Source organism: Azospirillum sp. A23 (assembly GCF_042938965.1).
GTDB lineage: Bacteria > Pseudomonadota > Alphaproteobacteria > Azospirillales > Azospirillaceae > Azospirillum > Azospirillum melinis.
Window position 1 is genome coordinate 567,581 of sequence record NZ_CP170667.1, and the last position, 24,362, is coordinate 591,942.

The following is a 24,362-nucleotide window of genomic DNA, read 5'->3' on the forward strand; positions in this document are numbered from 1 at the left end:
ATGCCGCCATGGGCGCATGGCTGGGCCGGACCGCAAGCGGAAATCCCCTGATCCATATGGAACGTACATGCCGGAAAGGATAGCACGGGATTGCATCACGGCCAGACGATTGTAAACGATTAGAGTCTAATCAATCTTTCGATCCATGACCGGCGGCTCTCCGGCGCCCTGGCTGAAGGCTTGATCCGCCAGCGGCAGGGTGAACCAGAACGATGCCCCGGTGCCCGACTCGGCGACCGGTCCGGCCGGCGCATCTTCCACCCCGATCCGGCCGCCCAGATGTTCGACGATCCGCTTGGCGATGGCCAGCCCCAGCCCGGTGCCGGCGGGCTTGCCGGTCAACGCGTCGCCGGACTGGCGGAAACGGTCGAACACCAGGTCGCGGTCCTTCGCCGACACGCCGGGGCCGCTGTCGATCACCGCCACCCGCAGGGCTCTGCCCTCCAGCCGGGCGACCAGCCGGGTCCGTCCGCCGGGCGGGGTGAATTTGGCGGCGTTGGACAGCAGGTTGACGACGACCTGGATCACCCGGTCCACATCGCCGCGCACTGGCGGCAGCCGTTCCGGCATGTCGACCGATAGGGCGATGCCGCGCTCGCGGAACAGCGCCTCCGTCGCGGCAACCGCCTCCGTCAGGGCCTGTCCGGCGTCGATGGTTTCGATCCGCCAGTCCAGCGCGCCGGCCTCGATCTTCGCCATGTCCAGCACCTGGTTGATCAGGCGGGTCAACCGCTCGCTCTCCTTGATGATGACGGCCAGGAACTCCTGCCGCTGCCCGGAGTCCAGTTCGGGGTCGTCATGCAGGATTTCGCTCAGCGCCCGGATCGAGGTCAGCGGCGTGCGCAGCTCGTGGGTGACGGTGGACAGGAAGTCGTCCTTCAGCCGGTCCAGCTCGGTCAGCCGCTCGTTGGCGGCGCGCAGCGCGTCGGTGGCGCGTTCCAGCTCTGCCGTCTTGCGTTCCAGTTCGCGGCTGTGGGCGATGACGTCGCTGGTCTCGTCCAGCATCCGCAGAAGCTCCGCCGCCTCCACGGCACCTGCCGACACGGAGGAGGCCAGCGCGACGCGGGCGGACGCTCCGCCGATGGCACCGGCCAGCAGCCGTTCGGCCAGCCGCAGCCGCTCCGGTCCGGCCGGCTCGTCCGGATCGGCGCCGTCGAAGGCACGCCCGGCACGCTGTGGGCCGAGGAAGCGGGCGACCACGCGGGTGAGGTCGCCGACGCTGGCGGCGCTGCGCCAGTCGGACTGTACGGTTGGCGTCGGCGTCACGCCGTCCGACACGGAGTGGAAGGCATCGACGAACGCGGTAGCCTGCACCCGTTCCGCCGCACCCTGCCGGTCGAACAGCGACAGGCCGACATAGGCGCCGATGTTGGCGAGTGCGGTCCAGAACAGCGAATGGGCGAGCGAGTCCCACCCTTCCAGCCCGAACAGCGCGTAGGGCCGCAGGGCGGCGATCCCCCATGGCCCCTCGGTGATGAAGCTGGATGGCAGCCAGCCCGAACGCGCGAAACTGGGCAGCAGCAGGTTATAGGCCCAGACCAGCGCACCGGCCGTCACGCCGCCGATGGCGCCGCGCCGGGTCGCTCCCCGCCAGTAAAGGCCGCCGATCAGTGCCGGGGCGAACTGCGCCACCGCGGCGAAGGAAATCAGCCCGATCGACACCAGCGCGTAGGCCGAGCCGGCCAGCCGGAAATAGCCGTAGCCGAAGAGCAGGATCGCCACGATGGCGATGCGCCGCACCGCCAGCAGGAGCGGCGCCAGATCGGCCGAGCGGGCCAGCGCACGCGACCGGGTGCGCAGCAGGATCGGCATCACCAAGTCGTTGCACAGCATGGTGGACAGCGCCACCGTCTCGACCACGATCATCCCCGCCGCCGCCGACAGCCCGCCCAGAAAGGCCAGCAGGGCCAGCCATCCCGCACCGCCGTTCAGGGGCAGGGCGACCATGAACAGGTCCGGGTCCATCCCTCCGCCGAAGGTCAGCAGTCCCGACAGCGTCACCGGCAGGACGAACAGGTTGATCAGCAGGAGATAGAGCGGGAACAGCCAGATCGCCCGGTCGAGATGGCGCTCGTCCGTCGATTCGATGACCATCACCTGGAACTGCCGCGGCAGGCACAGCATTGCCGCGGCAGACAGGATGGTGGTGGCGACCCAGGCGCCCCAAGGACCGCCGCCAGACGCGGCATCCCCAAACGCGGCCTCGCTGCCCATCAGGCGGGAGAGGTCCGGGCGGGTGGCGGCGGCGGCGAACAGGCTGTCGAGCCCGCCGTGCAGGCCCCAGACCACGAAGATGCCGACCGCCAGGAAGGCGACCAGCTTCACCAGCGATTCCAGCGCGATGGCGGCGACCATGCCCGGATGATGCTCCGCCGCGTCGATCTGGCGGGCGCCGAAGACGATGGCGAACAGCGCCATCACCGCCGCGATGAGAAAGCCCTGGTCGAGGAAAGGCTCGGTGGGCGTGCCCAGCCCGCCGCCGGTCAGCGCGTCGAAGCTGACGGCCACCGCCTTGAGCTGCAAAGCGATGTAGGGGGTCACGCCCAGCGTGGCCGTCAGCGCCACCAGACCGCCCAGCAAGGGGCTGTGGCCGTAGCGGCTGGCGAGGAAGTCGGCGATGGAGGTGATGCGCTGCGCCTTGGCGATGCGCAGGATCTTGCGCAACAGCAGCGGCGCCAGCAGCATCAGCAGGGTGGGGCCGAGATAGACCGGCAGGAAGCCGATGCCCAGAGTCGCCGCCCGCCCGACCGACCCGTAGAAGGTCCAGGTGGTGCAATAGACGCCCAGCGACAGGGCGAAGACGGTGGGGGAGGCGATGACGCTGCGCCCCGCCGCTTCTCGCCGGTCGGCCCAATGGGCGATGGCGAACAGGGCGGAAAGATAGACCAGCGCGGCGATCAGGACGGCGGCCCAATCCAGCCAGGCCTCCATGCCGTCCTCCTAGCGTGCCCGGCCGGCGATTGCCGCCAGCGCGATCACCGCCGCCCAGATGCCGAACACCCAGCCATAGAGCGCCGGCACCCCCAGGATCGTTCCCTTCACCCCGAACAGGCCGAGCAGCGGCGGGTTGAACAGGGCGGCCGCCAGCAGGAACAGGCCGATCATCCGGTCGCGATACCGGCCGGAGCCCGGCCCATGGCCCGGTGTCGGGTCGGGCGCGCTCAAAAGGCGCGTTCCCGTGCGGCGAGTTCGACCAGGATGTTGGCGCCGCGGATGGCGTCGTCCAGCGTCCGCACATCCTGCTCGCGCAACATCTCGATCATCCGCAGGAACACCGCGGCGGTGACCAGGCTGTCGCCCAGCGCGGTGTGGCGGTCCACCACCTCGATGCCCAGCCGTTCGGCGATGCCGTCCAGCGTGTGGTCGCCGTCATTGCCCAGCAGCATGCGCGACAGCAGCATGGTGTCGAGAACCGGACAATCGAAGGCCACTCCCGCCGCCCGTTCCTTCATCTTCAGGAATTTCAGGTCGAAGGCGGCATTGTGCGCCACCAGCACCGCGCCGGAAACGAAGCCGCGGAACTGCGGCAGCACGGCGTCGATGGTCGGCTTGCCCGCCACCATCCCGTCGGTGATGCCGTGGAAGGGCACCGATTCCGGCGGGATCGGCCGTTTCGGATCGACCAGCGTGTTGAAGGTCTCGCCGGTCAGGATGCGCCCGCCGACGACGCGGACCGCGGCGATCTGGATGATCTCGTCGCCGGTGCTGGGCGACAGGCCGGTGGTCTCGGTGTCGAACACCACGTAATGCAGCCGGTCCAGCGGCGTGCGGCCAAGCTCGCTGGTCGCCAGCGGCTGGTGCAGCAGTCCGAAATCGAAGAATTCCGGCCGGGCGCCGGCCTTCGGCCGCGGCTGGGCGGTGCGTGGCGACTGAGCCGGCGGCAACGGCACGCGCAATCGGGCGCGGGCGGTATCTGGGGCGCCGTCGGTGGGCAGCGGCTCGCTCCAGGCGGTGCTGCGGTGGTGCTGCAGGACGTCGCCGGCGCTGAGGCCGCCCAGACCGTCGGGCAGCGTCTGGTCCAGCCAGCCGTCCAGCGTGGCGCTGGACACCGCCGGCCCCTGCCAGACGAGGTCGAGATAGACCCAGCGGTCGCCGTCCTGCGGGCCGGCCGCCTCCAGATCGAAGGCGGTGGCGCCGGTCAGCGCCTGTACCCGCCCGATCAGATAGGCGAACAGCAGGACGAGGCTGTGGCTGTCGCCGTGCACCCATTGCGGCAGGCCGGTCAGCGTCACCGTGGTGGCGGATTCGGCGCCGACCCGGTGGGCGACGAGGGTGATCAGGTTGTTGGAGTGGATGTCGCTCATCGGCCAGCTGCCGGTGACGACGTTGCGATAGGCGGCGGTCACCCGTTCCAGCCTTTGCGATAGGCTGTTGCAGGATTCCAGCATCGCGCTTTCGAAGGCGGCGCGCTCGCCTGGGCCGAGGTCGGGCGCGTCGTACAGGGTTTCCACCGCCGCGCGCAGATTGGCGACGGGGGCGCGGAACCCTTCCGTCGCTTCGCGCAGCAGGGAGTCGCGCTGGCCCAGCGCCGCCAGCTCGCTGGTGGCGTCGGACAGGGTCAGAACGTAGCCGGTGATTGTCGGCGGTTCGTCCGACGCTGGGTCGGGATCCTGCAGGATGGCGCTCATCCGCCCTTCCAGCAGGATGCGGCCATCGGTGGTGGCGCCGACGAACTGGGCGGTGGTGCCATGCTCGTGGTTGACGTGCCGCCCTTCGCGCACCCGCAGGGTCAGCCGCTCCAGCGTGTGGGTCACCGGCTCCGCGACCACGAAATGCAGCAGCGAGCGGCCCAGCCCAAGCTCTCCGGTCAGGTGCAGGATGTCGAGGGCGGTCTGGTTGTAGAGCAGGATCTGGTGCCGGGTGTTGCAGACCAGCACACCTTCATGCAGGTCGCGCAGCACGGCGGCGAGCTGCGTCTTCTGTTCCTCCGCCTTGGCGGTGGAGTCGGCGACGGTGCGGGCGATGTCGCGGCGGACCTGGGCCAGCTTGTCCGACAGATCGTTCACCGCGCGGGCGATGGGCAGCAGGTCGCCATAGCGGGCCAGCGGCACCCGGCCGCCGACCGCCCCCTCGGCATTGCCGTGGGCGATCAGCCCGGCCTCGCGGCTCAGGGTCTCCGCGGCGCGCAGCAGATAGCGGTCGACCGCCAGCCACAGTCCCCACACCGCTGCGGCGCAGGCTGCCGTCATCACCACGGCATAGGTCAGCAGCGGGTCCGACGCGTCCGACCCGCGCACCGCCGCCGCCAGCCCGACCGCCAGCGCCACCAACGTGATGCCGGCGGCGCGGAAGGTCAGAGGGATCATGCGGCGCGGCAAGGGGCGGAGCAGCGGGGCCGGCGGCGGCGCGTCGCCAGTCTTCCGCTCCGGCCGCGGCCCATCGAGCGCCGGGGCGGTCATGGTGTCGGCTCCGCGCTGCCGGTCGCAGTCAGGCCCAGATGGCGGCGGACTGTGGTCAGCAGGTCGCGGGTGGAGAAGGGTTTGGTGATGTAGTCGGTGGCGCCCAGCGCCAGCCCCTTCTGCCGTTCGACGTCGCGGCTGCGCGCCGTCAGCATGATGATCGGCAGGGTCTTCCATGCCGGATTGGTCCGCAGGGTCTGGCAGACGTCGAAGCCGTCGCGCTTCGGCATCATCGCGTCGAGCAGGATCAGGTCGGGGGTGAAATTCTCCACCGAGCGCAGCGCTTCGTCCCCGTCGCGGGCAATGCGCACGTCGAACCCGGCGCGCTGCATGAGAACCTGGAGCGAGAGGACGATGCTGGGCTCGTCGTCGACAACCAGGATGGTCGGCTTCATGGCTGGGCGTCCTCCGGTGCGCCGGTCTTGTGCCGGCTTCCCAATTTGCGGCCGGGGCAATGCATTCGTGCCCTGGAATGTCCATGGTACGAGCAAAGAGAAGCGGGGATCAAGCGGCACTCCCGGCTCCCCCGACCAAAGAACGGGGGTGAAGTCCGAAAGAAAAAGCCCGGCCGCGACCAAATGTCGCCGTCGGGCTTTCGTTGGGATGACACGGTGTCGCAGGAGCAAGGACCGGCCGGCGTCCGTCGCCGGCCAGACCGGGGGTCAGCGCGTCGTCACGACGACGGGGTTGAGCCCCATCTTCGATTTCAACTGCTCGGCCTCCCGCTTGGCGGCGGCCGGATCGGGGTAGCCGCCGACGCGCACCGCGCGCCAGGACCGGTTCGAACTGTCGGTCCAGTCCACCGTGTAGGCCTGGAACCCGTTGCCCTGAAGCCGCTGAACCAGCGAATCGGCGTTCCCCGTCACCGAGAAGCTGCCGACCTGCACCGTGTAGCGCCCGGCCGGCGCCTGTGCAGCGGGAGCGGACGGGGCGGCGGCCTTGGCGGCCTGCTTGGGCTCGCCAGTGCCGGAGGATGCGGCGGGCGGGGTGGCGGGGGCCGCCGGCATCGCGGCGGACGGACGCTTTGCCGCCTCCTTGGGCGGCGCCAGCATCGCCTGCAACGACCCGGTGTCCGCCGGCGCTTCCTGCTTGGGCGCTTCCGGCTTGGCTGCTTCGGACTTCGGCGACTCCGGCTTCTGGACCGCGGGGGTGCTGTCCGCCGGTGCCGTAGCGCGCGGCTTCGGAGCTGCGGCGGGGGCGGTGGCCGGGACGGACGGCGGCTCCGGCACTTTCAGGACCGGCGGCGGGCTGGCGGGCAAAGCGGCGACCGGCGGCGCTGGTGCGGCGGAGGGGGCCGTCTGTGCCGGCGCGGACTGCACCGGGGGAGTCTGCGTTGCGGCAGCCGGCGGCGTGGTTGCCGGGGTCGGCAGGCTTCCGGTCGCGGGCGCCGTGGTGCCGGGTGCCGGGTTGGCGGGCGCCTGGTTGGCAGGGGCACGGGTGATGGCGGGGGCAGGCACCATCGGTGCCCCGCTGTTGGCGGCCGTCGTCACCGGAGCCGGATCGCCCGAGCCGAAATACACCACACCGACGGCAATGCCGCCGGCAGCGACCAGGGCCAACGCGATCTTGCCTAGCGGCAGGCGGCTGCGGGCTGCCGGCTCCTCCTCCTCATACTCCACGTCGTCGTCCTGCGGGTCGGCCCGCAGATCTTCGTTCAAGGCGCGAAGCAGCTTGGCGATGTCCTCGTTCTCCGGCGGCGGAGTGTCGGAAGGTTTGCCGTTGGCCTTCATCTCGTCCTTGAAAGTCGGTGTCGTCAGGGTGGGAGCCTGCCGGTAAGGTGGCTTGAGCGTCACGGTCGACCTGCGCTTGCCCGTCATGGCGGGCCGGCTGAAAGCAGAAAAAGGGGCCTTCCGCGCGCCGGGGCCGCGGAACACGGACCGGCTGCGGAAAGCCCCTTCTCCTTATCGTATTTTGCCGCCCCTTCAAACCGCCATGCGGTCGCGCCCGGCAGTCGGGCGGCACAAAAGAAGGGACCTCAGCCCTGATGCGGCCGGGTCGGGTCGACCGGCTGGGCGGTGGTCGTGGTGGTGGCGGTCGGCGCCGGCTGAGGCGCAGCCGGCTGCGCCGGGGCCGGGTTGATCGCGGCCGGGGGAGCCTGGGCCGGCGTCTGGGCGGTGGTGGCCGCGGCTGGCGGCTGGGCCTCGTCCTCGTCCTTCAGTCCGGCCTTGAAGGCCTTCACGCCCTTGGCGATGTCGCCCATCACGTTGGGCAGCTTGCCGGCGCCGAACAGGAGAAGCACGATGACCAGAACGATCAACCAGTGCCAGATGCTGAAACTGCCCATCGATCAATACCTCTGAAAAACGGTCGGAACGGATGTCGTCGCGGTCGCCACCAATGTGAGTGCCCCTTCCGCGCCGCACAAGAGGGGCATGGCCGGGAACTGTGACAAAGGCGGTGCCGTCAGGCTGCCGGGCCGCTTTCCGCCGGCTCATCCGGCAGTTGATGGCGCATGATCAGCGGTGCCTGGAAGGCGCTGAACAGCAGGGTCAGCGGCATGATGCCGAACACCTTGAAGTTGACCCACGTATCGGTGGCGAAGTTTCGCCACACCACCTCGTTGAGCACGGCCAGCAGCAGGAAGAACCACGCCCAGCGGATGCCCAGCGTGCGCCACCCGTCGTCCGACAGGTTCAGAACCGTGCCCAGCAGGCGCTTCATCACGTTGCGCCGCGTCATGTGGGCGACGAACAGGACGATGGCGAACAGCAGGTTGACCAGGGTCGGCTTGATCTTGATGAACAGGTCGTCCTGAAGCCACAGCGTCAGGCCGCCGAACAGCAGCACGAACCCAGCGCCGACCACCGGCATGATCGGGATGCGCCGTTCCAGCCGCCAGGATACCGCGAGCGCGATTGTGATGGCGACCATGAAGACCGCGGTGCCGGTCATGATGCCGGCCTGCGAATTGGCGACGAAGAAGGCGGCGAGCGGGCCGGCCTCGATCGCCAGGCGTGCGAACTGGTTCATGGTTCCTGACATAGCCCGAACCGGTCGCCCATGAAAGGGGCGAATGTTGACGCACGAGACATTCGGGAGCACGCCCCCGCCCATGAAAAGGAAAATATGGCGGTGACATCGCGTGGCCCCCGGCGACGGAACGCGAGCGGGGCTTTTCTCGCGTCGAGTGTTTCGCTAACTCTTTCGTCATCCGCCGAACGGCGGGGGACCGGACGAAGGGCAGGGGACCATGGAAGCCGCCGAGGTGAAGGACCTGATCGACGAAGCCCATGAACGGGAACGGGCCAAGCACCGCCCCGCGGGACACCACCATGCCGAAGAGAATGACGAGGGTGGGCATGGGGTGAAGATGTCCACCGCCATTTACATCTCCGTCCTGGCGGCGGTGCTGGCCATCGTCAGCGTCGCCGGTTCGAATGCCGGCAAGGAGCTGATGGCCAGCGCCATCGAGGCGTCGGACAGCTTCGCCTATTACCAGTCCAAGACCCAGCGCCAGATCAGCCTGCGTCTTGCCGCCGACGAGCTGGAACTGCTGTCCGCCGGCATGCCGGCGGACGCCCAGGCCAAGGCTTTGCAGCGCTCCACCGAATACCGCCAATCGGCCGACCGGATGGAGGCCGACGACGGCAAGAACAGCCGCAAGGATCTGCTGGCCAAGGCCAAGGCGGCGGAGGTCCGGCGCGACCATGCCGCGGCTCAGGACCCCTATTTCGACTTCGCCGAGGGCATGCTGCAACTGGCCATCGTGCTGGCGTCTGTCTTCGCCATCACCAACCGCGGATTCATCCTGTGGGCCAGCCGCGCACTGGCGGCGGCCGGCGTGCTGATGGCGGTGGACGGCTTCACGCTGATCCTGCCGCTGCCCTTCCTCTGACCCCTCAGAACTGGGCCGACAGACGCAGGGAGCCGTAGTTGGTCAGCGACTTCTGGCCTTGGAATTCCGGCGTCTGCAGGGTCTGGGCGTAGGTCAGGCCATAGCGGCCATAGCGCAGCGTCAGGCCGGCCTGCATGCTGCCGACCAGCGGATGCTTGGCGACCGACCGGCTTTCGCGGAAGCTGTTGCCGTCCAGGAAGATGTTGCGCGCCACAGCCCGGCCCTCGGCACTGGCATAGACGTACCAGGAAAAGCGCCCCGGCCGCTCCGAATAGGGGTTGTCCTGGTAGGGGATGCTGGAGGTCGGGCGCGTCACCAGCGCACCGACCGGCGGCGGCATGTTGCCGCCGAGCCGGATGCTGGCCCCCGCCGCGGCGAAACTCAGCACATTGCCGACGCTGCCGGCGACATGGGGGCTGAAATCCCATTCCAGCGGGCCGAGGCTGTTGGGCTTCTCGTCGCGCCAGACATGCTCGTAGCTCAGCACGACACCCGGCTCGTCGCGCAGCTGGTAGTTCCAGCCTTCCGGATAGGTGGCGCCGTCGACGATCTTGTGGACCGTCTTCTGCGTCTGCTCCGCCAGCGAAGCCGGGCCGACCATGCCGAGGTCGAGGTCGATGCGGTCCACCGCCCGCGGCGCCTCGTTCAGCACCGACACGCGGCCATAGAGCCAGCCGGCATAAGGCCGGTCCTTGGGGTTCGGGTTGCGGGCGGTCAGGTCGCTCGGCGTGTAGATGTTCTGGCCGAAGGCGAAGCCGTAGCGCCGCACCCCGCCCGGTTCGATCCAGGGCACGAGATTCGCCAGCCAGTCGATGTTGCCGTAGGTCGGCCGCGCCCCGGAAAAATAATAGAACTGGAACCCGTTCGTGTAGTAACGGTCGGTCCCGCCGCCGAACAGATCGTTGTCGATCCAGAAGCCGATGGCCGGGCCGGAGGTCGCAGGCTCATCGCCGGGGGGAGGCGTGGTCTCCTGCGCATTCGCCGCCGATATGCCCGCCGTCGCGGTCAGCAGCAGGGTCGCAAATGCTGCGGCCAAAGTGGGGCCGCTCTTCGTCACCATTCCCGCACGCTCCATCCGTTTCGCGAGATAACGGACGGAGGCGATGTGTGTTGCGATGCGGCGCGGCCTCTTTGGGGGTAGGGGGCCGGCGCCTCGGTCGAGGATGCCCCCCGCACCCTCATACCAGTGTCCGCAAGCCCTCCACCGCTTCCTCCAGCGTCAGGTCGATGCGCTTGATTCCATGCAGCGCCAGGAAGCGCGCCTCGTTCTTAGACAACTCGCCGGGGATCACCGCCCAGTGGCTGCCGGAGGAGCGCTTGGCGATCTGGCGGGCGAAGGTGCGCTGGATTTCGTGGTCGAAGCGGCAGCCCAGATACAGGAAATGACGGCCGGCGCGGCGGTCCTGGACAATGGCGGGGATCGGGGTCTGGATGTCGATCTCCGTCAGGATCTCGACATAGTCGCTGTCGGAGATCAGGTAGTTGCCGGCCGGCGTCACCGCCCCCGACGGCTTGTAGAGCACGGTGTCCCAGCCGGCCGCCGCCTCGGCGGAGGCTTCGGCGCCGTCGGGGGCGTAGTAGCGCACCCATTCGCCTGTCGATTGCGGGTGCGACACCCCCTGGATCTGGCCCCAGCGGCGGTCGGTGGTGGCGCTCAACAGGTTGTCCAGCACATTGTCGTACCAGACATCGACCAGCAGCGGCGGGGCCGGGATCGCCGCCAGCAGGGCATGCACCAGGGTGGCCGGCACCGTCTGCCGGAAGATGTCGTTGAGGATGGTCTCCAGCGTCTTGCGGTGCTTGCGCGTTTCGATGAACTGCGCGACCGCGGTCAGGCTGGCGCGGATGCGGCCGGGGGCGGCGACCTTGGCGTTCAGGCGCTGCACCAGTTCCGCCGAATTGCGCGGGATCGGACACTGGTCGGGCGGCAGCAGGTCGAAGGCGCCGGGGCCGAGATAGGGCACCACCTGCCGCGCCGCCAACGCCGCGGCGATGTCGGCCAGGGCCGCGGCGGCGTCCGGAACCGTGACGGTGTCGGAATCGGTTGCAAGCGTGGTGACGGTCATGGAAAGCCTCTCCCTGGCGTTTTAGAGCCTGGCGTTTCAGAGATAGATCGCGGCGCCGGCGCCGGTGTTGACGCTGGCGTCCTTCAGCGTTTCCACGATGAAGGCGACCTGATCGCGGGTGATCTTGCGGTGCAGCGGCAGGGCCAGCACGCGGTCGGCCGTCTTGGTGCAGACCGGGCAGGCCCCGCGTCCGGCCCGCTGTTCACCGAGCGCTTCGATGTAATATTGCTGGGTGTGCAGCGGTTGGCCGTAGTCGCTGGCGTCGATGTCGTGGGTGTCCAGATCCTCGATGATCGAGCGGCGGCCCGACGCGCTGAAGCGGGTGCCGAGATGGACGCAATAGACCATCGGGTTGACCACCTCCGCCCCCGGACCGCGATAGGGCGGCTTGATCCCCTCGAAGCTCGCCATCGCCGCGTCGTAATAGGCGATCACCAGATTGCGACGGGTCAGGATCTCCGGCAGGCGCTTCAACTGCACCAGGGCGAGCGCGGCGTTCAGGTCGCTCATCCCCGCCTGCCAGGGCAGGGTGCGGGTGATGACCACCGTGTTGCGGTGCTCCGTCTCGCGCCGGCGCATGTAGCGCAGACGGTGGGCGAGGTCGCGGTCGTCGGTGACGATCATGCCGCCCTCGCCGGCCAGCAGGATGCCGGGTTCGGAAAAGTCGAAGACCGCGGCATCGCCGAAGGTGCCGACCATCTGCCCCTTGTAGGTCGAGCCGATGGCCTCGGTCGAATCCTCCAGCAGGATCAGCCCCTTGGCATCAGCCAGCGCACGCAGCTCGTCCCAATGGGCGGGGTGGCCGTTGACGTTGGCGGCCAGGATCGCCCTGGTCTTCGGCGTTATCAGCGCCGCCGCCTTCTCCGGGTTGATGGTGTGCTGCCAATAGTCGATGTCGACCAGCACCGGCGTGGCGCCGGACAGCGCCACCGCGTGCTGCACCTGATGCCAGCCGAAGGGGCTGCACAGCACCTCGTCCCCCTCGCCGATGCCATGGCCCTTCAGCATCAGCAGCGTGGCCATGGTGCCGCTGGACACCGCCACCGCATGGTCGCGGCCGACATAGGCGGCGAAGGCGTCCTCGAAGGCCCGTACCATCCGCCCGTCGCTCAAGGCCCCGGAGGACAGCAGGCGGCCGAGCATCTCGACCTCGGCACCGGAGATGTCCGGATCGGTCAGCGGGATATAGTCGTCCAGCCCGTCATCGTCGGAGGCTGCGGGGGCCCATGCTGCGGCGGCTTCGCTCATTCACTCGTCCTCGTCCCGTTGGGCGATCACGACGCCGGTGGCAAGCTCCGGCTTGTCGGTGATGAGCCAGCAGTGGTTGTTGCCGTCCACCAGATGCAGGTCGAAACCCGCCTCTTCCCGGAAGGGATCCTCCGCCATCACCGCAGCCATGGCGCCGGTGACGGTCTTCAGGTCCGGGTTGGCCTCGCGCACGCTGCGGACCACGGCGTCGAGCTTGCCGCCCCCGGCGAGCAGCCGGCCGGCCAGGGTGGCGATGCTGTCGATGCGCTCGGGAGACAAGGCCATGGGCGTTACTCCGTGCCGCGTTTTTTGGCTTCCACGGTGATCGGCAGGCGGGTTTCCGCCGGCATCTCCGGCAGATCGAGCGTCCACCCGTTGGCAACCTTGACCCAGCCGCCCCACAGGCCCGGCTTCTCCATCTCGACGATGGGTTCCTCCAGGTCCTTCTTGGCGACGTAGATCGTGTACTGCTCGGACGCCTTGCGGATCATCACCTTCATCACCGACACTCCATCCTGTTGTTTGGTTTATGTTTTTTGTTCAGGCCACGACCAGCCGGGCATGCAGGGCCGGCAGTTCCGACAGGACGGCGTCCACTTCCGCCGCCGTGGTGTAGCGGCTCAGCGAGAAGCGCAAGCTGGCGGCGGCCTCGGCGCCGTTCAGCCCCATCGCGGTCAGCACATGGCTCGGCTCGTTGCCGCCGGAGGAGCAGGCGGCCCCCATCGACACGGCGATGCCGGCGCGGTCGAGCCGCATCAGCAGTTCTTCGGCGTCCACCGGATGGCCGCGCCCGTCGGCGAAGCGGATGTTGCTGGTGTTGGGCAGACGGGCGGCGCCGGCACCGTTCACCACCGCACCGGGCCAGCGGGCGAGGATGCCCTGCTCCAGCCGGTCACGCAGGAAGGCGGTCAGGTCGGTCTCGTCCAGCCAAAGCGATGCCAGCGACGCGGCGGCGCCGAAGCCGACGATGCCCGGCACATTCTCTGTCCCGCCGCGACGGCGGCGCTCCTGATGGCCGTGGATTAGCGCGTGGAAGGGCGCGCCCTTGCGGACATAGAGCGCGCCGACGCCCTTCGGTCCGTGCATCTTGTGGGCGGACAGGGTGAGGTAGTCGGCGATGCCGCAATCGACCGGCACCCGGCCCGCCGCCTGCACCGCGTCGCTGTGGAACAGGGCGCCGTGGGCATGGGCGATGGCGGAGGCCCCTTCGACCGGCATCAGGACGCCGGTCTCGTTGTTGGCCCACATCATGGAGACCAGCGCCGTCGCCTCCGTCACCACTGCGGCCAAATCGACCAGCGAGGGCAGGCCGTCGCGGTTCACCGGCAGGATGGTGACGCGCCAGCCGCGCTGGCGCAGATCGTCGAACAGGGCCAGCGTCGCCGGATGCTCCACCGCGGTTGTGACGATGTGGTCGCGGCGGTGGTCGGTCTCCTCGATCACGCGCAGCGCGCCCAGGATGGCGGCGTGGGTCGCCTCGGTGGCGCTGCCGGTCATCACCAGATCGGCTGGCTTGGCGCCGATCAGGGCCGCGACCTGCGCCTTGGCCTCGCTGACCGCGCGGCGGGCGGTCATGCCGGCGGAATGGGGGCTGGACGGGTTGGCGAACTCGCCGAACAGGTGCGGCAGCATCGCCTCGCGCACCTCCGCAGCCAGGGCGGTGGTGGCGTTGTTGTCGAGGTAGATCGTCATCGCATCGCTCCCCATCGCATCACGCACCATCACATCACACCGGGCACGCCGCGCCGCGATCCGTCCGCCGGGACGATCTCCTCCTCCAGGCAACCGACGACGGTGCCGCCGGGGAACTCCACCAGATAGACCGGCAGGCTGCCCTCCTCGGTGCGGCCGATGCGGACGATGGTGCCGGGCGTGCCCCTGGGTGCCAGCAGCGCGCCGTCCGGCACCTGCGGGTGGCTGCCGTCGTTGAACAGATCCTCCTGCACCGTGACCCGCAGGCCCCAGTCGTACAGCGGTTCGCGTGGCGGGATGAAACCGGGCTTGGCGGCGGCTTCGACGTCGGACATCGCAAGGCTCCTTATCGGTGGGGACCAGCTGGTTTGGCTTGGGGCTTCCGGACTGTGTTCACTGGGGGGCGTTGCAATGGGCGTCGATCACCTGAAGCTCGCGCGCACGCATGCCGACGACGACCCGTTTTTCAAAGAAATCAACGGCATAGATGTAGTACATTTGCAGATAGGTCCCGATGGAGATGACATAGCCGACATCGCCTTCGCGGATCAGGAAGTCGCCGACCGGCCGGCCCGGATAGGTCCCGTCGTTGCGCACGTCGCGCAGGGCCTTGACCTTGAACCCCTGCTCCAGCACCGGCGGGCCGACCAGCTCGTTGGCGTCCTCGGCACTGCGGGCGCGTTCGCGGCGGTATGGGGCGGCTGCTTCGGTGTCGGTCATGGCGCGGGTGCTCCGTCCGTTGAGGGGTCGCTAGAGGGGCGGGAGGTCGTTGGCGATGGTGAGTCCGGCGGCGAGGCCGGCGGCGCGCTGGCGGGCGATGGCCCGCACCTCCTCCTCCGGATCGTCGAGCAGGGAGCCCAACTGTCCGGCATCGATGCGCCCGGCGACGGCGAGGCGGACCATCCAGTCGGCATCCTGCAGCAGGATGTGCAGCTTCGACGCCGGCAGCCGCTGTGCCACCACCAGCCGCACCCGCGGGCTGTCGTCCCAGGCGAGGCTGGGCAGCCAGTCCATGGCAAGGCGGCGGGCGACCTCCACCCGAACCTCCGGGTCCTCGTCATGCATCATTGCCGGCAGCATGCCGTCGGGAATCCGCCGCACCACCCGCAGCCGGACCGAACAGTCGGGGTCGCGCATCAGTGGGGCGAGGTCGGCGTCCTCCAACCGGGTGGCGACGGCGATCCGCACCTCGCGGTCGGGATCGTCGCGCAGCTTCAGCAGCAGCCGGCGCGGCAGCCGCCGGGCCAGGACGGAGCGCACCGTTTCGTCCGGATCGCCCATCAGCCGGGGAAGCAGGAAGATCGGGGCGAAGCGCGCGGCATTCGCCCGGACCTCGAAATAGGGATGGTCGAGATGGCCGGCCGACAGATCCGGGTTCCATTCGAAGAAGCGCTGGATGCGCTTGGCGTAGCGGTCCTCGACGCAGGTCTTCAGCGGCAGGCAATGACCGGGCAGCTTGCCGCCGGGCGGGAGAACGGCGGTCTCCGGGTCGAGCCGGCGGTCGCGGTGGGCGCAGGCGGTGCAGTCGATCGATTCGCCGCGCCAGTCCAGGGCTTCGAGGATGTCGTCGCTCATGCGCCGGCCTCCTCAAGTTCGTCCTCATGCTCGCGGCGGTCGGCGACGGCGATCAGGCGGCCTGCGCCGAAACGGTCGTCGGGGTCGAGGTCGCGGACCTTGGTCAGCGCCTCCCGCCCGGCGTCGAGTCGGCCGGTGCGCAGCAGCAGGTAGCCGATGGCGACCAGGGCGAACAGGAACAGGCGGGGTGCCGGTTCCAGCCCGCGGAAATCGGCCGTGGCCGGTGTGATGCCGCGCCAGTCCGTATGGTTGACGCCGAGTGCCGCCATCGCATGGCCGAGCATGCGCTCGCCATAGACCAGCGCCTGATCGAGGTTGGCCTTGTAGAAGTGGAACTTGTAATGGCCGAGGTCGACGAGGCGATGACCGGGGGCAACCTCCGCCGCGCGGGCGAGATGGGCGAGCGCCGCCCCGCTGTCGGCATGGCTGGCGGCGGCCAGATGCAGGCAGCGCTCCGCTTCGGGCGGAAGATCACCGCCGTAATAGCGGCGGGCGAGCCAGTCCTCATCCACCTCGTCCAGCATGGCGCGGTGCTCCTGGGGTTCCCCCCTCCCCCAAGGGAGAGGGGACTTCACATCACGCCGGGACGCAGCAGTCGGCCGGGCAGACGGCGGCGCATTGCGGGCTGTCGAACTGGCCCTGGCATTCGGTGCATTTGGCCGGGTCGATGACGTAGGTGCCCTTCTTCAGGCTGATGGCGATGTTCGGGCACTCGGCCTCGCAGGCGCCGCAGACGGTGCATTCGGCGGACTTGATCTTGTAGGCCATGGCTCTCTCCTTGGGTGATGGGATGGCTGTGGAGGGGGAAAAGGGGGTCAGGCGCGGCGCGCGGTCAGCGCCCCGGTGCGGATCACCGCATCCTGGCCGGCACGGGACTGGACGACGCCCTGGCCGAGCCGCTCGGCGTAGTCCTTGAAGTAGGCCAGCGCCGATTCCTCGATGTAATCGAAGGCGAAGCGGTCGACCGGCTCGATCCCGGCGTCGGCCAGCGACTTGGACGGGCAGCCGCCGATCTTGGCGACGAACACCGCGGTGCAGTCGTTGATGGCGGCCAGCACGCCGTCCAGCGTGTCGACGTCGCCGGAGCCGCCTTCGCAATACTGGTCGACGCGGCGGTGGCCGACGAACTTGGCGCCGGCGGGTCCGACCTCGTAAATCTGGAATTCCTTGGCGTGACCAAAATGCTCGTTGATGCGCTCACCGCCCTTGGTGGCGACGGCGATCAGGATCGGATCGGCCGTGGTGCCGACGCTGTCGCGCACATCGGCCTGTGCCGCGGCCTTCGAGGCGCTGCGGCCGGCGCGTTCGGCCTCGACATGCTCGCGATAGCTGCGGCGGGCCTCGTCGTCATAGTCGAGGATGCCCATCGCCTCGATCTTGTCGGCGGTGAATTCCTCGCCGCGGTCCTCGCCCAACAGGCCGACGGCGTCGGCGCGGCACTGACGGCAGTGGCGCATCAGCTTGGCCCCGCCCTCGCAGGCGTCCTGCACCACCTTCAACTCCTGCGCGGTGGGGCCGCGCTGGCCGTTCAGGCCGAAATAGGTGCCGTGGGCGGGATCGGAGATCAGCGGCATGATGTTGTGCAGGAAGGCGCCGCGGCTTTTCACCGCCTTGTTCACCTCCAGCAGATGCTCGTCGTTGACCCCGGGGATCATGACCGAATTCACCTTCACCAGGATGCCGCGCGAGGTCAGCATCTCCAGCCCCAGCATCTGCTGCTCGTGCAGGATCTTGGCGGCGTCCAGCCCGGTCCAGCGCTTGTGCTTGTAGAAGATCCACGGGTAGATCTGCACGCCGACTTCAGGATCGACCATGTTGATGGTGATGGTGACGTGGTCGATGTTGTACTGGGCGATGGTGTCCACATGGTCGGGCAGGGCCAAGCCGTTGGTGGACAGGCACAGCTTCAGGTCCGGCGCCTTCTTCTGCAGCATCTCGAAGGTGGCGAAGGTGTTCTTGCCGGCGGCCGCCAGACTGTCGCCTGGGCCGGCGATGCCGATCACCGACAACTGCGGGATTTCCTGGGCGACGGCGAGGATCTTTTTGAGCGCCTGATCGGGGGTCAGCTTTTCGGAGACCACGCCCGGCCGGCTCTCGTTCGAGCAATCGTATTTGCGGTTGCAGTAGTTGCACTGGATGTTGCAGGCCGGAGCGACCGCGACATGCATGCGGGCGAAATAGTGATGCGCCTCTTCCGAGTAGCAGGGATGGTTCTTCACCTTTTCCCACACCGCCGGGTCCATGTCGGCCGGACCGTCGGAAGATCCGCAGGGCGACGACGAACAGCCGGACGCCGCCTCGGGTGCTGCCCGCATCACGGCTGGCGGGGCCAGTTCCCCCAGCCCGAAGATGCTGTCGAGCGAAACCACGTTGCTCATCATCCACTCCTTCCCTGCCGTGCCGGACGACACCGTTGGACGGAAGAATGAAAAGCAAGTTCGGGGCCAGAAACAGAAACGAAGGAATTACAAAGGCTTGTCCGGATTTGTCGGGGGTGCGGACGCTGTCGTCATTGCGACAATGGCGGGGTGGGCGGAGGGCTTTGTCGGGGTACCGACAAACCGGTCAGGCCAGTTCGGCGCGGAAGGCGACGACATGGTCCTGCCCTTCGTCGCGCGCCTCCGCCCCGAAGCCGATCAGGCCGCTGCCGACCAGCTTGGTCGCATCCCGGCGCAGCACGAGCGGCGGTGACCCGCCGCTGCGGATGAAGGTGCCGTTGGTGGAATGATCGGTCAGCAGGAAGCTTTCGCGGGTGAAGTCGACCACCGCATGCTGGCGCGAGGTCTGGCGCGAGGCGATGCGCAGGCCGCTGCTGTCCTCCCGCCCGATGGTGACGCGGGGCAGGGCCTGGCTCAGCGTGATGTCCTGCCCGCGATAGGCGAGGTGCAGCGTCACCATTCTGCGGCCGACCTCCGACACCAGCGAGAAGCCGAGCGTGGTGCTGTCGATGGCGTCCTCGACATCGTCGCCGGTGCGGATTTGATGGACGGGAATCGGGGCGGTCTTGCCTTTCATCGCGACGTTGCTCAGCGGCTTGGTCCGGCTGCGCAGGTCGGGTGACAAGCCCTCCACCAGAGCCTGGGTCGCCAGGATCTCGCCCGGCCGGGCGATCTGCTGCACCCGTGCGGCGACGTTGCAGGCGTCGCCATACAGGTCGCCGACTCCTTCGATCACGGAACCGAAATGGATGCCGATGCGCAGTCGCAGCCCGTACTGGTCCTCGATAACGATCATCGCGCAGGCGGTGCGGGCGCTGTCGTCGCGCAACGGGAAGGCGGCGAGCAGCCCGTCGCCCAGGCTCTTGATGACGCCGCCGCGATTGTCCTCCACCAGCCGGCGCAGATGGGCCAGCACCCGCTGCGTCAGCGCCGCCGCGGTGACGTTGCCGACGCGCTCGTACAGCATCGTGCTGTCGGCGATGTCGACGAACAGCAGGGCGAGGGGCTTCTCAAGCGAAGGCAAGACGGAAATCCGTTCGACCGGGGAGCATGCCATCGAATCGAAGGCCCGGCAGGGTAACACGAAACCGCAGGGTGCGCGACGGGGGTGGCCGCCGGACGATGTCCGGCCCCCCGGTTTCCGGACCTAGAACCGCTTGATCTCGATGTTGTACTTGCGCAGCGCGTAGCTCACCTGACGCGTCGTCATGCCCAGCAGACGGGCGGCCTTGGCCTGGACCCAGCCGGTCCGCTCCATCGCCCAGATCAGGCGGTCGCGCAGCGGGCCCGACTCCGGTTCGTCCAGCGGCAGGTCGGGGCCGGCAGAGGCGGGTTGCGGCGCCGGGGCGGATGGGACGGCCGGGGCCGACGCAGTCGGCTGGGGGGTGGGCAGGGGGACGATGGCCGAGGGTGGCAGCGGTTTCGAGGCGCCGCAGACCGGCATCGGTCCGGCGCCGCAACCCGATGCGCAGGCCGGCCACTGTGCTCCGTTGGGCGTTCCGTTGGCTGCTCCATGCGCCCCCCCGTTGGCGGGGGCCGGCATCGCCGGCGGCATCCCCGGGGGCATTCCTTGCGGCATGGCAGGCGTCTGCGGACGCCCCGCTGCGGGAGGCGCGACCGACGGGTTGGTCGGCGTTCCGCTCATCGACGGGGCCAGCCCGCCGACGGCGGCGCCCATGGTGCGGTACTGGAACAGAACCGACGAGTTGCAGAGATTCATGCTGCAGGACAGGTCGGGCACGCGGATGGTGCCGTTGCGGCACTGGGTCGCCGCCCGCTCGATGCAGTTTTCCAACTCGCGGACGTTGCCGGGCCAGGTGCAGCGGTTCAGCACCTCCAGCGCGTCCGGGGCGATGTCCAGATTGAGGCCGTTGTCGCGGCCGAACTTGCCGACGAAATGCCGGGCCAGCATGCCGATGTCGCCACGCCGTTCGCGCAGCGGCGGCAGGTGGATGGTCACCACGTTGATGCGGAAATACAGATCGGCGCGGAACTTGCCGTGGCCGACAGCCTCTTCGAGGTTCAGGTTGGTGGCGCAGATCAGACGCACGTCAGTCTTGATCGTCTTCGATCCGCCAACCCGTTCGAACTCCTGCTCCTGCAGCACGCGCAGCAGCTTGGCCTGGAAGTTGGAGGAGATGTCGCCGATCTCGTCCAGGAACAGCGTGCCGCCGGACGCCAGCTCGAACCGGCCCTTGTGGTCCTTCTGCGCGCCGGTGAAGGACCCCTTCTCGTGGCCGAACAGCTCCGATTCCAGCAGCGATTCGGGCAATGCTGCGCAGTTGACGCGGATGAAGGGGGCATCCTTGCGCGGCGACAGATTGTGGATGGCTCGCGCGATCAGCTCCTTGCCGGTGCCGCTCTCGCCGCGGATCAGCACGGTCGACTTGAAGGGCGCCACCCGGTGCACCTGGGCCAGAACGTCGACCATGTTGGGGCTGGTGCAGACCACGTCGTTGACCGGCGCCACCACCGGCCGCAACTCCTTCTGGACGCGGAAGGTCTCGCGCATCATGAAGCGCCGCTCTTCCGCCACCGTGCGGTGCAGGCGCACGGTCTGGCCAATCAGGTTGGCGACCATGGTCAGGAAACGGACATCGGAGCCGAAATGACCGCTGGGGCCGTCGTCGGAGATGCGGTCGATGGTCAGCACGCCGATGACGGCACCGGCCGCCTTGATCGGCACGCCGACCAGCGAGGCCACCTGCTCGTCCAGATCGTCCCGCCCGCCGGAGCGGTTGTTGAACAGCGGCTCCTCGGCGAGGTTGGGCACGACGGCCGGCATGCCGGTCTTCAGAATACGGCCGCTGATGCCTTCGCCCTGGTTGTAGTCGATCTCCTGCGCCGGCGAGTCCTTGGGCAGGCCCTGCGCGGCGACGAGGCGCAGAGCCCCGTCCTCGCCCTGAAGATAGACACGGCCGCGATGCATCTGCAGCTGGTAGGACAGCGCCCGCAGCACCTCGCGCAGGGTCTGCTCCAGATCCAGCGACGACCCGAGGATCTTGCTGACCTCGTAGATCGTCAGCAGCTCCAGGCTGGAGGATGACGCGGACTGGGCAGCACTCGGCATGTTCGATCCCCTCGCTCGGCTGGGGACCCGGGCCAATGCCGGACGGGAGAGTCCAGCCATCGCAAGCCATCGGGTCCCGGCGTCAGCGCCTTGATCCGTACCCCCCGAAAACCGCGGCGGCCGTTGGTCCGGCCATGCCGTTCATGTCCTGTTTTGGAGCCCGTCTTCCAGGCCGGGCATGGCTGCGACTCCGTTCGTACGCTGCCAGCCGGTGGAAAGTGTCCGTGACTGCTCGCGGAAAGGCAAGACCTTTTGCATAGATTCTATTGCGGCGCACAATGACCTTGGCCATTGGTGGAACGGCCGGATCATGTTAATAACTGACTGGTCAGTTATAAAGAGAGGCGCGCCATGCCCTCCCGCAAATCCGGTCCTCCGCCCGATTCCCGTCCCGCCCTCGCCTCCGATCCGGCTGCGTCCGGCGAACCGCCGCGCTGGCGCCGCCGCAAGGACGCCCGGCCGCAGGAGATCGTCGCCGCCGCGATGGAGGTCTTCGCCGACCGCGGTTTCGCCGCCGCGCGGCTGGAGGAGGTGGCGGCCCGCGCCGGGGTCAGCAAGGGCACGCTCTATCTCTACTTTCCCAGCAAGGAGGACCTGTTCAAGGCGGTGATCCGCGCCGCCATCCTGCCGAACCTGCACCAGGCCGAAGCGCTGGTCGCCTCGGCCGGCGGGGCGTGCTTTCCGGTGTTGGAGCAACTGCTGCGCATGGTGGCGCGGTTGATCGCCACGACGCGCATGGCGGTGATCCCGCGGCTGGTGATCGCCGAGGCCGGCAATTTCCCTGAACTTGCCGCCTTCTACCACCGCGAGGTGATCCGCCGCGGCTTCGGTGTTTTGGGGGGCCTGCTGCGGCGGGGCATGGAGAGCGGAGAGTTCCGTCAGATGGAGCTCGATCCCAGCGTGCGTCTGATCGTCGCACCGCTGCTGATGAGCGCCGTGTGGCGAACCTCCTTCGACGGGGTCAATGGCGAACCGCCCATGGACGTGGCGGCGCTGGTGGAGGTCCACATCGACAACCTGCGCCATGTGCTGCTGCGTGATGCGGATGAGCAGACAGGGCGGGCCGGAGCGGGGGAGGATGCGCCATGAGCGGATTTCTCGGAAGCCTTCTGGACGGGCTGGCGGCCATCGCTCTGGCGGTGGGGCTGCCCATCGCGGCCGGCGGGACGCCGCCGCTCGCCCATGGCTATGTCGAGGGGGAGTATCTGCGCATCGCCGCCCCCAGCGCCGGCATGCTGGAAAGCCTGTCGGTCGCCCGCGGGGCACAGGTGGCGGCAGGAGCGCCGCTCTTCGCCATCGACCGTGCCACCGCCAGGGCCGAGCGCGACCGGCTGGCAGCGGCGCTGGCCCAGGCGCGGGCACAGCGCGCCGACCTCGCCACCGGCAAGCGGGCGCAGGAGGTGGCGGTGCTGACCGCGCAGAAGGCGCGGGCGGAGGCGGCGCTGCGCTATTCAACCGCCGAACTGGCCCGCCAGCAGGAGTTGGTCGCCCGCAAGGTCTCGTCCCCGGACAAGCTCGATCAGGCGCGCGCCGCTTTCGACCGCGACCGTGGCCAGTTGGCGGAGGCGGATGCCCAATTGGCGGTTGCCGCCTTGCCGGCCCGGCCCGAACAGTTGCGGGCTGCCGACGAAACGGTGACCCAGGCGGAGGCGGCTCTTGTCCAGGCGGAGCGGCGACTGGCCGATCTGGCCCCCGTCGCCCCAGTGGCGGCCCTGGTCGAGGACACGCTGTACAATCCCGGCGAGTGGGTGCCGGCCGGCTCCCCGGTGGTGTCGCTCCTGCCGCCGGAGCGGGTGAAGCTGGTGCTGTTCGTCCCGGAAACCGCCTTGGCGGGTGTGGTGCCGGGCGGCGGCTTGACGGTGCGTTGCGACGGCTGTCCACCCGGCCTGTCCGCACGGGTGACACGGATCGCCTCGCAGGCGGAATATACCCCGCCGGTGATCTACAGCGTCGGCAGCCGGGAGAAGTTGGTCTTCCGGGTGGAGGCCCGGATGGAAACGGCATCGGGCCGGCCGCTGAACCCGGGACTGCCGGTCGATGTCTGGTTGGCGGATGTCCGGCCGGCGGGGACGGGGCAATGACGGTGGACAGCTCGGCGGAAAGCTCTGCGGCCAATGGCGGCCCGGCCATCGACGTGCGCGGTCTGGTCAAGCGCTTCGGCAGCAAGACCGTGGTCGACGATGTGTCGATCCGGGTGGAAACCGGCGAGATCTACGGCTTTCTCGGCCCCAACGGGTCGGGCAAGACCACCACGATCCGGCTGCTGTGCGGCTTGCTGACCCCCGATGCGGGGGAGGGCACCTGCCTTGGCCTCGACATCCGGCGGCAGAGTGCGGCGATCAAGCGGCAGGTCGGCTACATGACCCAGAAGTTCAGTTTCTGGGAGGATCTGAGCATCGCCGAGAATCTGGACTTCGTCGCCCGCATGTATGGCCTGCCCGACCGGCGGCGGCGGGTGGTGGAGGCGCTTGACCGGCTGGGCCTGTCCAACCGCCGCACGCAGTTGGCGGGGGAGTTGTCCGGCGGCTGGAAGCAGCGCCTGGCGCTGGCCGCCTGCATCCTGCACGAGCCGAAGCTGCTGCTGCTCGACGAACCGACGGCGGGCGTCGATCCCAAGGCGCGGCGGGAATTCTGGGATGAGATTCACCGGCTGGCCGGCGAGGGTCTGACGGTTCTGGTCAGCACCCATTACATGGACGAGGCGGAACGCTGTCACCGCATCGCCTACATCGCTTACGGCACGCTGATGACGCACGGAACGGTCGATCAGGTGATTGCCGGGTCGGGCCTGCACACCCGTCTGGTCGCGGGCAATGGCCTGCACCGCATCGCTGCGGCACTGGAGGGTCAGCCGGGAGTGGAAATGGTGGCGGTCTTCGGCAGCCGCCTGCATGTCAGCGGAACCGACGCCTCAGCCCTGGACCGGGCGCTCGCCCCCTGGATGGGGCAGCCGGAGCTGCGGATCACCGCGACGGAACCGACGCTGGAAGACGTCTTCATCCACCTGATGAACCGCAGCACCGACAATTTCCGGTGACG

At 68.7% G+C, this 24,362-nt stretch carries 25 protein-coding genes; 4 read left to right on the plus strand and 21 right to left on the minus strand.

The window, feature by feature from the left end; translation table 11 throughout:
* Window positions 1–126: 126 nt before the first annotated feature.
* The 7 genes from ABNQ40_RS20000 to ABNQ40_RS20030 all read right to left on the minus strand — a co-directional run bounded on the left by ABNQ40_RS20000 (window position 127) and on the right by ABNQ40_RS20030 (window position 8,369).
* Complete coding sequence (locus ABNQ40_RS20000; RefSeq protein ID WP_109047271.1) at window positions 127–2,931, minus strand: sensor histidine kinase; 2,805 nt, start codon at window positions 2,929–2,931, stop codon at window positions 127–129.
* Between the two features lie 9 nt (window positions 2,932–2,940).
* Window positions 2,941–3,165 (minus strand): hypothetical protein, encoded by a 225-nt coding sequence (locus tag ABNQ40_RS20005; RefSeq protein ID WP_109047270.1) that lies wholly within the window; start codon window positions 3,163–3,165, stop codon window positions 2,941–2,943.
* Window positions 3,162–5,399 (minus strand): exonuclease domain-containing protein, encoded by a 2,238-nt coding sequence (locus ABNQ40_RS20010; RefSeq protein WP_247879467.1) that lies wholly within the window; start codon window positions 5,397–5,399, stop codon window positions 3,162–3,164. Before ABNQ40_RS20010 ends, ABNQ40_RS20005 begins: the two co-directional genes overlap by 4 nt.
* Window positions 5,396–5,794 carry a response regulator transcription factor gene (locus ABNQ40_RS20015; RefSeq protein ID WP_109047269.1) on the minus strand — a complete coding sequence of 133 codons (399 nt, stop codon included), beginning with the start codon at window positions 5,792–5,794 and terminating at the stop codon, window positions 5,396–5,398. Before ABNQ40_RS20015 ends, ABNQ40_RS20010 begins: the two co-directional genes overlap by 4 nt.
* 267 nt (window positions 5,795–6,061) lie before the next feature.
* Window positions 6,062–7,192 carry an SPOR domain-containing protein gene (locus ABNQ40_RS20020; RefSeq protein ID WP_247879466.1) on the minus strand — a complete coding sequence of 377 codons (1,131 nt, stop codon included), beginning with the start codon at window positions 7,190–7,192 and terminating at the stop codon, window positions 6,062–6,064.
* A 182-nt stretch (window positions 7,193–7,374) separates the two neighbouring features.
* Entirely contained in the window at window positions 7,375–7,683 is a 309-nt protein-coding gene (locus tag ABNQ40_RS20025) for a twin-arginine translocase TatA/TatE family subunit (protein WP_109047267.1), read from the minus strand.
* 119 nt (window positions 7,684–7,802) lie between these two features.
* Entirely contained in the window at window positions 7,803–8,369 is a 567-nt protein-coding gene (locus ABNQ40_RS20030; protein WP_109047266.1) for a septation protein A, read from the minus strand.
* Between the two features lie 220 nt (window positions 8,370–8,589).
* On the opposite strand from ABNQ40_RS20030, the gene ABNQ40_RS20035 reads away from it, so the two are divergent.
* Window positions 8,590–9,234 carry a DUF4337 domain-containing protein gene (locus tag ABNQ40_RS20035; protein WP_109047265.1) on the plus strand — a complete coding sequence of 215 codons (645 nt, stop codon included), beginning with the start codon at window positions 8,590–8,592 and terminating at the stop codon, window positions 9,232–9,234.
* 4 nt (window positions 9,235–9,238) lie between these two features.
* Here the strand turns inward: ABNQ40_RS20035 and ABNQ40_RS20040 are convergent, their stop codons facing one another.
* The 14 genes from ABNQ40_RS20040 to nifA all read right to left on the minus strand — a co-directional run bounded on the left by ABNQ40_RS20040 (window position 9,239) and on the right by nifA (window position 21,323).
* Window positions 9,239–10,294, minus strand: a complete 1,056-nt coding sequence (locus tag ABNQ40_RS20040; protein WP_109047264.1) for a lipid A deacylase LpxR family protein — start codon at window positions 10,292–10,294, stop codon at window positions 9,239–9,241.
* 118 nt (window positions 10,295–10,412) lie between these two features.
* Window positions 10,413–11,300: an SIR2 family protein gene (locus ABNQ40_RS20045; protein WP_109047263.1), complete on the minus strand. Its 888-nt coding sequence runs from the start codon at window positions 11,298–11,300 to the stop codon at window positions 10,413–10,415.
* A gap of 36 nt (window positions 11,301–11,336) precedes the next feature.
* The gene (locus tag ABNQ40_RS20050; RefSeq protein ID WP_199235205.1) at window positions 11,337–12,548 is read right to left on the minus strand and encodes a DegT/DnrJ/EryC1/StrS aminotransferase family protein; all 1,212 of its coding nucleotides are present in this window, start codon (window positions 12,546–12,548) and stop codon (window positions 11,337–11,339) included.
* Complete coding sequence (locus tag ABNQ40_RS20055) at window positions 12,549–12,833, minus strand: hypothetical protein (RefSeq protein ID WP_109047262.1); 285 nt, start codon at window positions 12,831–12,833, stop codon at window positions 12,549–12,551. It lies immediately after the preceding gene.
* 5 nt (window positions 12,834–12,838) lie between these two features.
* Complete coding sequence (gene nifT / locus ABNQ40_RS20060; RefSeq protein ID WP_098739281.1) at window positions 12,839–13,048, minus strand: putative nitrogen fixation protein NifT; 210 nt, start codon at window positions 13,046–13,048, stop codon at window positions 12,839–12,841.
* Between the two features lie 40 nt (window positions 13,049–13,088).
* Complete coding sequence (locus ABNQ40_RS20065; RefSeq protein WP_247879465.1) at window positions 13,089–14,240, minus strand: cysteine desulfurase family protein; 1,152 nt, start codon at window positions 14,238–14,240, stop codon at window positions 13,089–13,091.
* 29 nt (window positions 14,241–14,269) lie between these two features.
* Window positions 14,270–14,575 carry a nitrogen fixation protein NifZ gene (locus tag ABNQ40_RS20070; protein WP_109047261.1) on the minus strand — a complete coding sequence of 102 codons (306 nt, stop codon included), beginning with the start codon at window positions 14,573–14,575 and terminating at the stop codon, window positions 14,270–14,272.
* A 58-nt stretch (window positions 14,576–14,633) separates the two neighbouring features.
* The gene (locus ABNQ40_RS20075) at window positions 14,634–14,960 is read right to left on the minus strand and encodes a nitrogen fixation protein NifZ (protein ID WP_109047260.1); all 327 of its coding nucleotides are present in this window, start codon (window positions 14,958–14,960) and stop codon (window positions 14,634–14,636) included.
* A gap of 30 nt (window positions 14,961–14,990) precedes the next feature.
* Window positions 14,991–15,815 carry a 4Fe4S-binding leucine-rich repeat protein gene (locus tag ABNQ40_RS20080; RefSeq protein WP_109047259.1) on the minus strand — a complete coding sequence of 275 codons (825 nt, stop codon included), beginning with the start codon at window positions 15,813–15,815 and terminating at the stop codon, window positions 14,991–14,993.
* Window positions 15,812–16,339: a hypothetical protein gene (locus tag ABNQ40_RS20085; RefSeq protein WP_109047258.1), complete on the minus strand. Its 528-nt coding sequence runs from the start codon at window positions 16,337–16,339 to the stop codon at window positions 15,812–15,814. The genes ABNQ40_RS20080 and ABNQ40_RS20085 overlap by 4 nt, the downstream gene beginning before the upstream one ends.
* 52 nt (window positions 16,340–16,391) lie before the next feature.
* On the minus strand, window positions 16,392–16,583 hold the full coding sequence (locus ABNQ40_RS20090; RefSeq protein WP_014248512.1) for a 4Fe-4S dicluster domain-containing protein: 192 nt from the start codon (window positions 16,581–16,583) through the stop codon (window positions 16,392–16,394).
* A 47-nt stretch (window positions 16,584–16,630) separates the two neighbouring features.
* Window positions 16,631–18,193 carry a nitrogenase cofactor biosynthesis protein NifB gene (gene nifB / locus ABNQ40_RS20095; RefSeq protein ID WP_109490626.1) on the minus strand — a complete coding sequence of 521 codons (1,563 nt, stop codon included), beginning with the start codon at window positions 18,191–18,193 and terminating at the stop codon, window positions 16,631–16,633.
* A 187-nt stretch (window positions 18,194–18,380) separates the two neighbouring features.
* On the minus strand, window positions 18,381–19,277 hold the full coding sequence (locus ABNQ40_RS20100) for an adenylate/guanylate cyclase domain-containing protein (RefSeq protein WP_247879464.1): 897 nt from the start codon (window positions 19,275–19,277) through the stop codon (window positions 18,381–18,383).
* Between the two features lie 123 nt (window positions 19,278–19,400).
* A complete protein-coding gene (gene nifA, locus ABNQ40_RS20105; RefSeq protein ID WP_109047256.1) occupies window positions 19,401–21,323 on the minus strand; it encodes a nif-specific transcriptional activator NifA in 1,923 nt (640 codons plus the stop codon).
* Between the two features lie 351 nt (window positions 21,324–21,674).
* On the opposite strand from nifA, the gene ABNQ40_RS20110 reads away from it, so the two are divergent.
* From ABNQ40_RS20110 to ABNQ40_RS20120, 3 genes are read left to right on the plus strand one after another with little or no spacing between them, the layout of a single operon-like run.
* Complete coding sequence (locus ABNQ40_RS20110; RefSeq protein WP_109047255.1) at window positions 21,675–22,412, plus strand: TetR/AcrR family transcriptional regulator; 738 nt, start codon at window positions 21,675–21,677, stop codon at window positions 22,410–22,412.
* Window positions 22,409–23,404 carry an HlyD family secretion protein gene (locus ABNQ40_RS20115; protein WP_109047254.1) on the plus strand — a complete coding sequence of 332 codons (996 nt, stop codon included), beginning with the start codon at window positions 22,409–22,411 and terminating at the stop codon, window positions 23,402–23,404. Before ABNQ40_RS20110 ends, ABNQ40_RS20115 begins: the two co-directional genes overlap by 4 nt.
* Window positions 23,401–24,360, plus strand: a complete 960-nt coding sequence (locus ABNQ40_RS20120) for an ABC transporter ATP-binding protein (protein WP_109047253.1) — start codon at window positions 23,401–23,403, stop codon at window positions 24,358–24,360. The genes ABNQ40_RS20115 and ABNQ40_RS20120 overlap by 4 nt, the downstream gene beginning before the upstream one ends.
* Window positions 24,361–24,362: the final 2 nt, after the last annotated feature.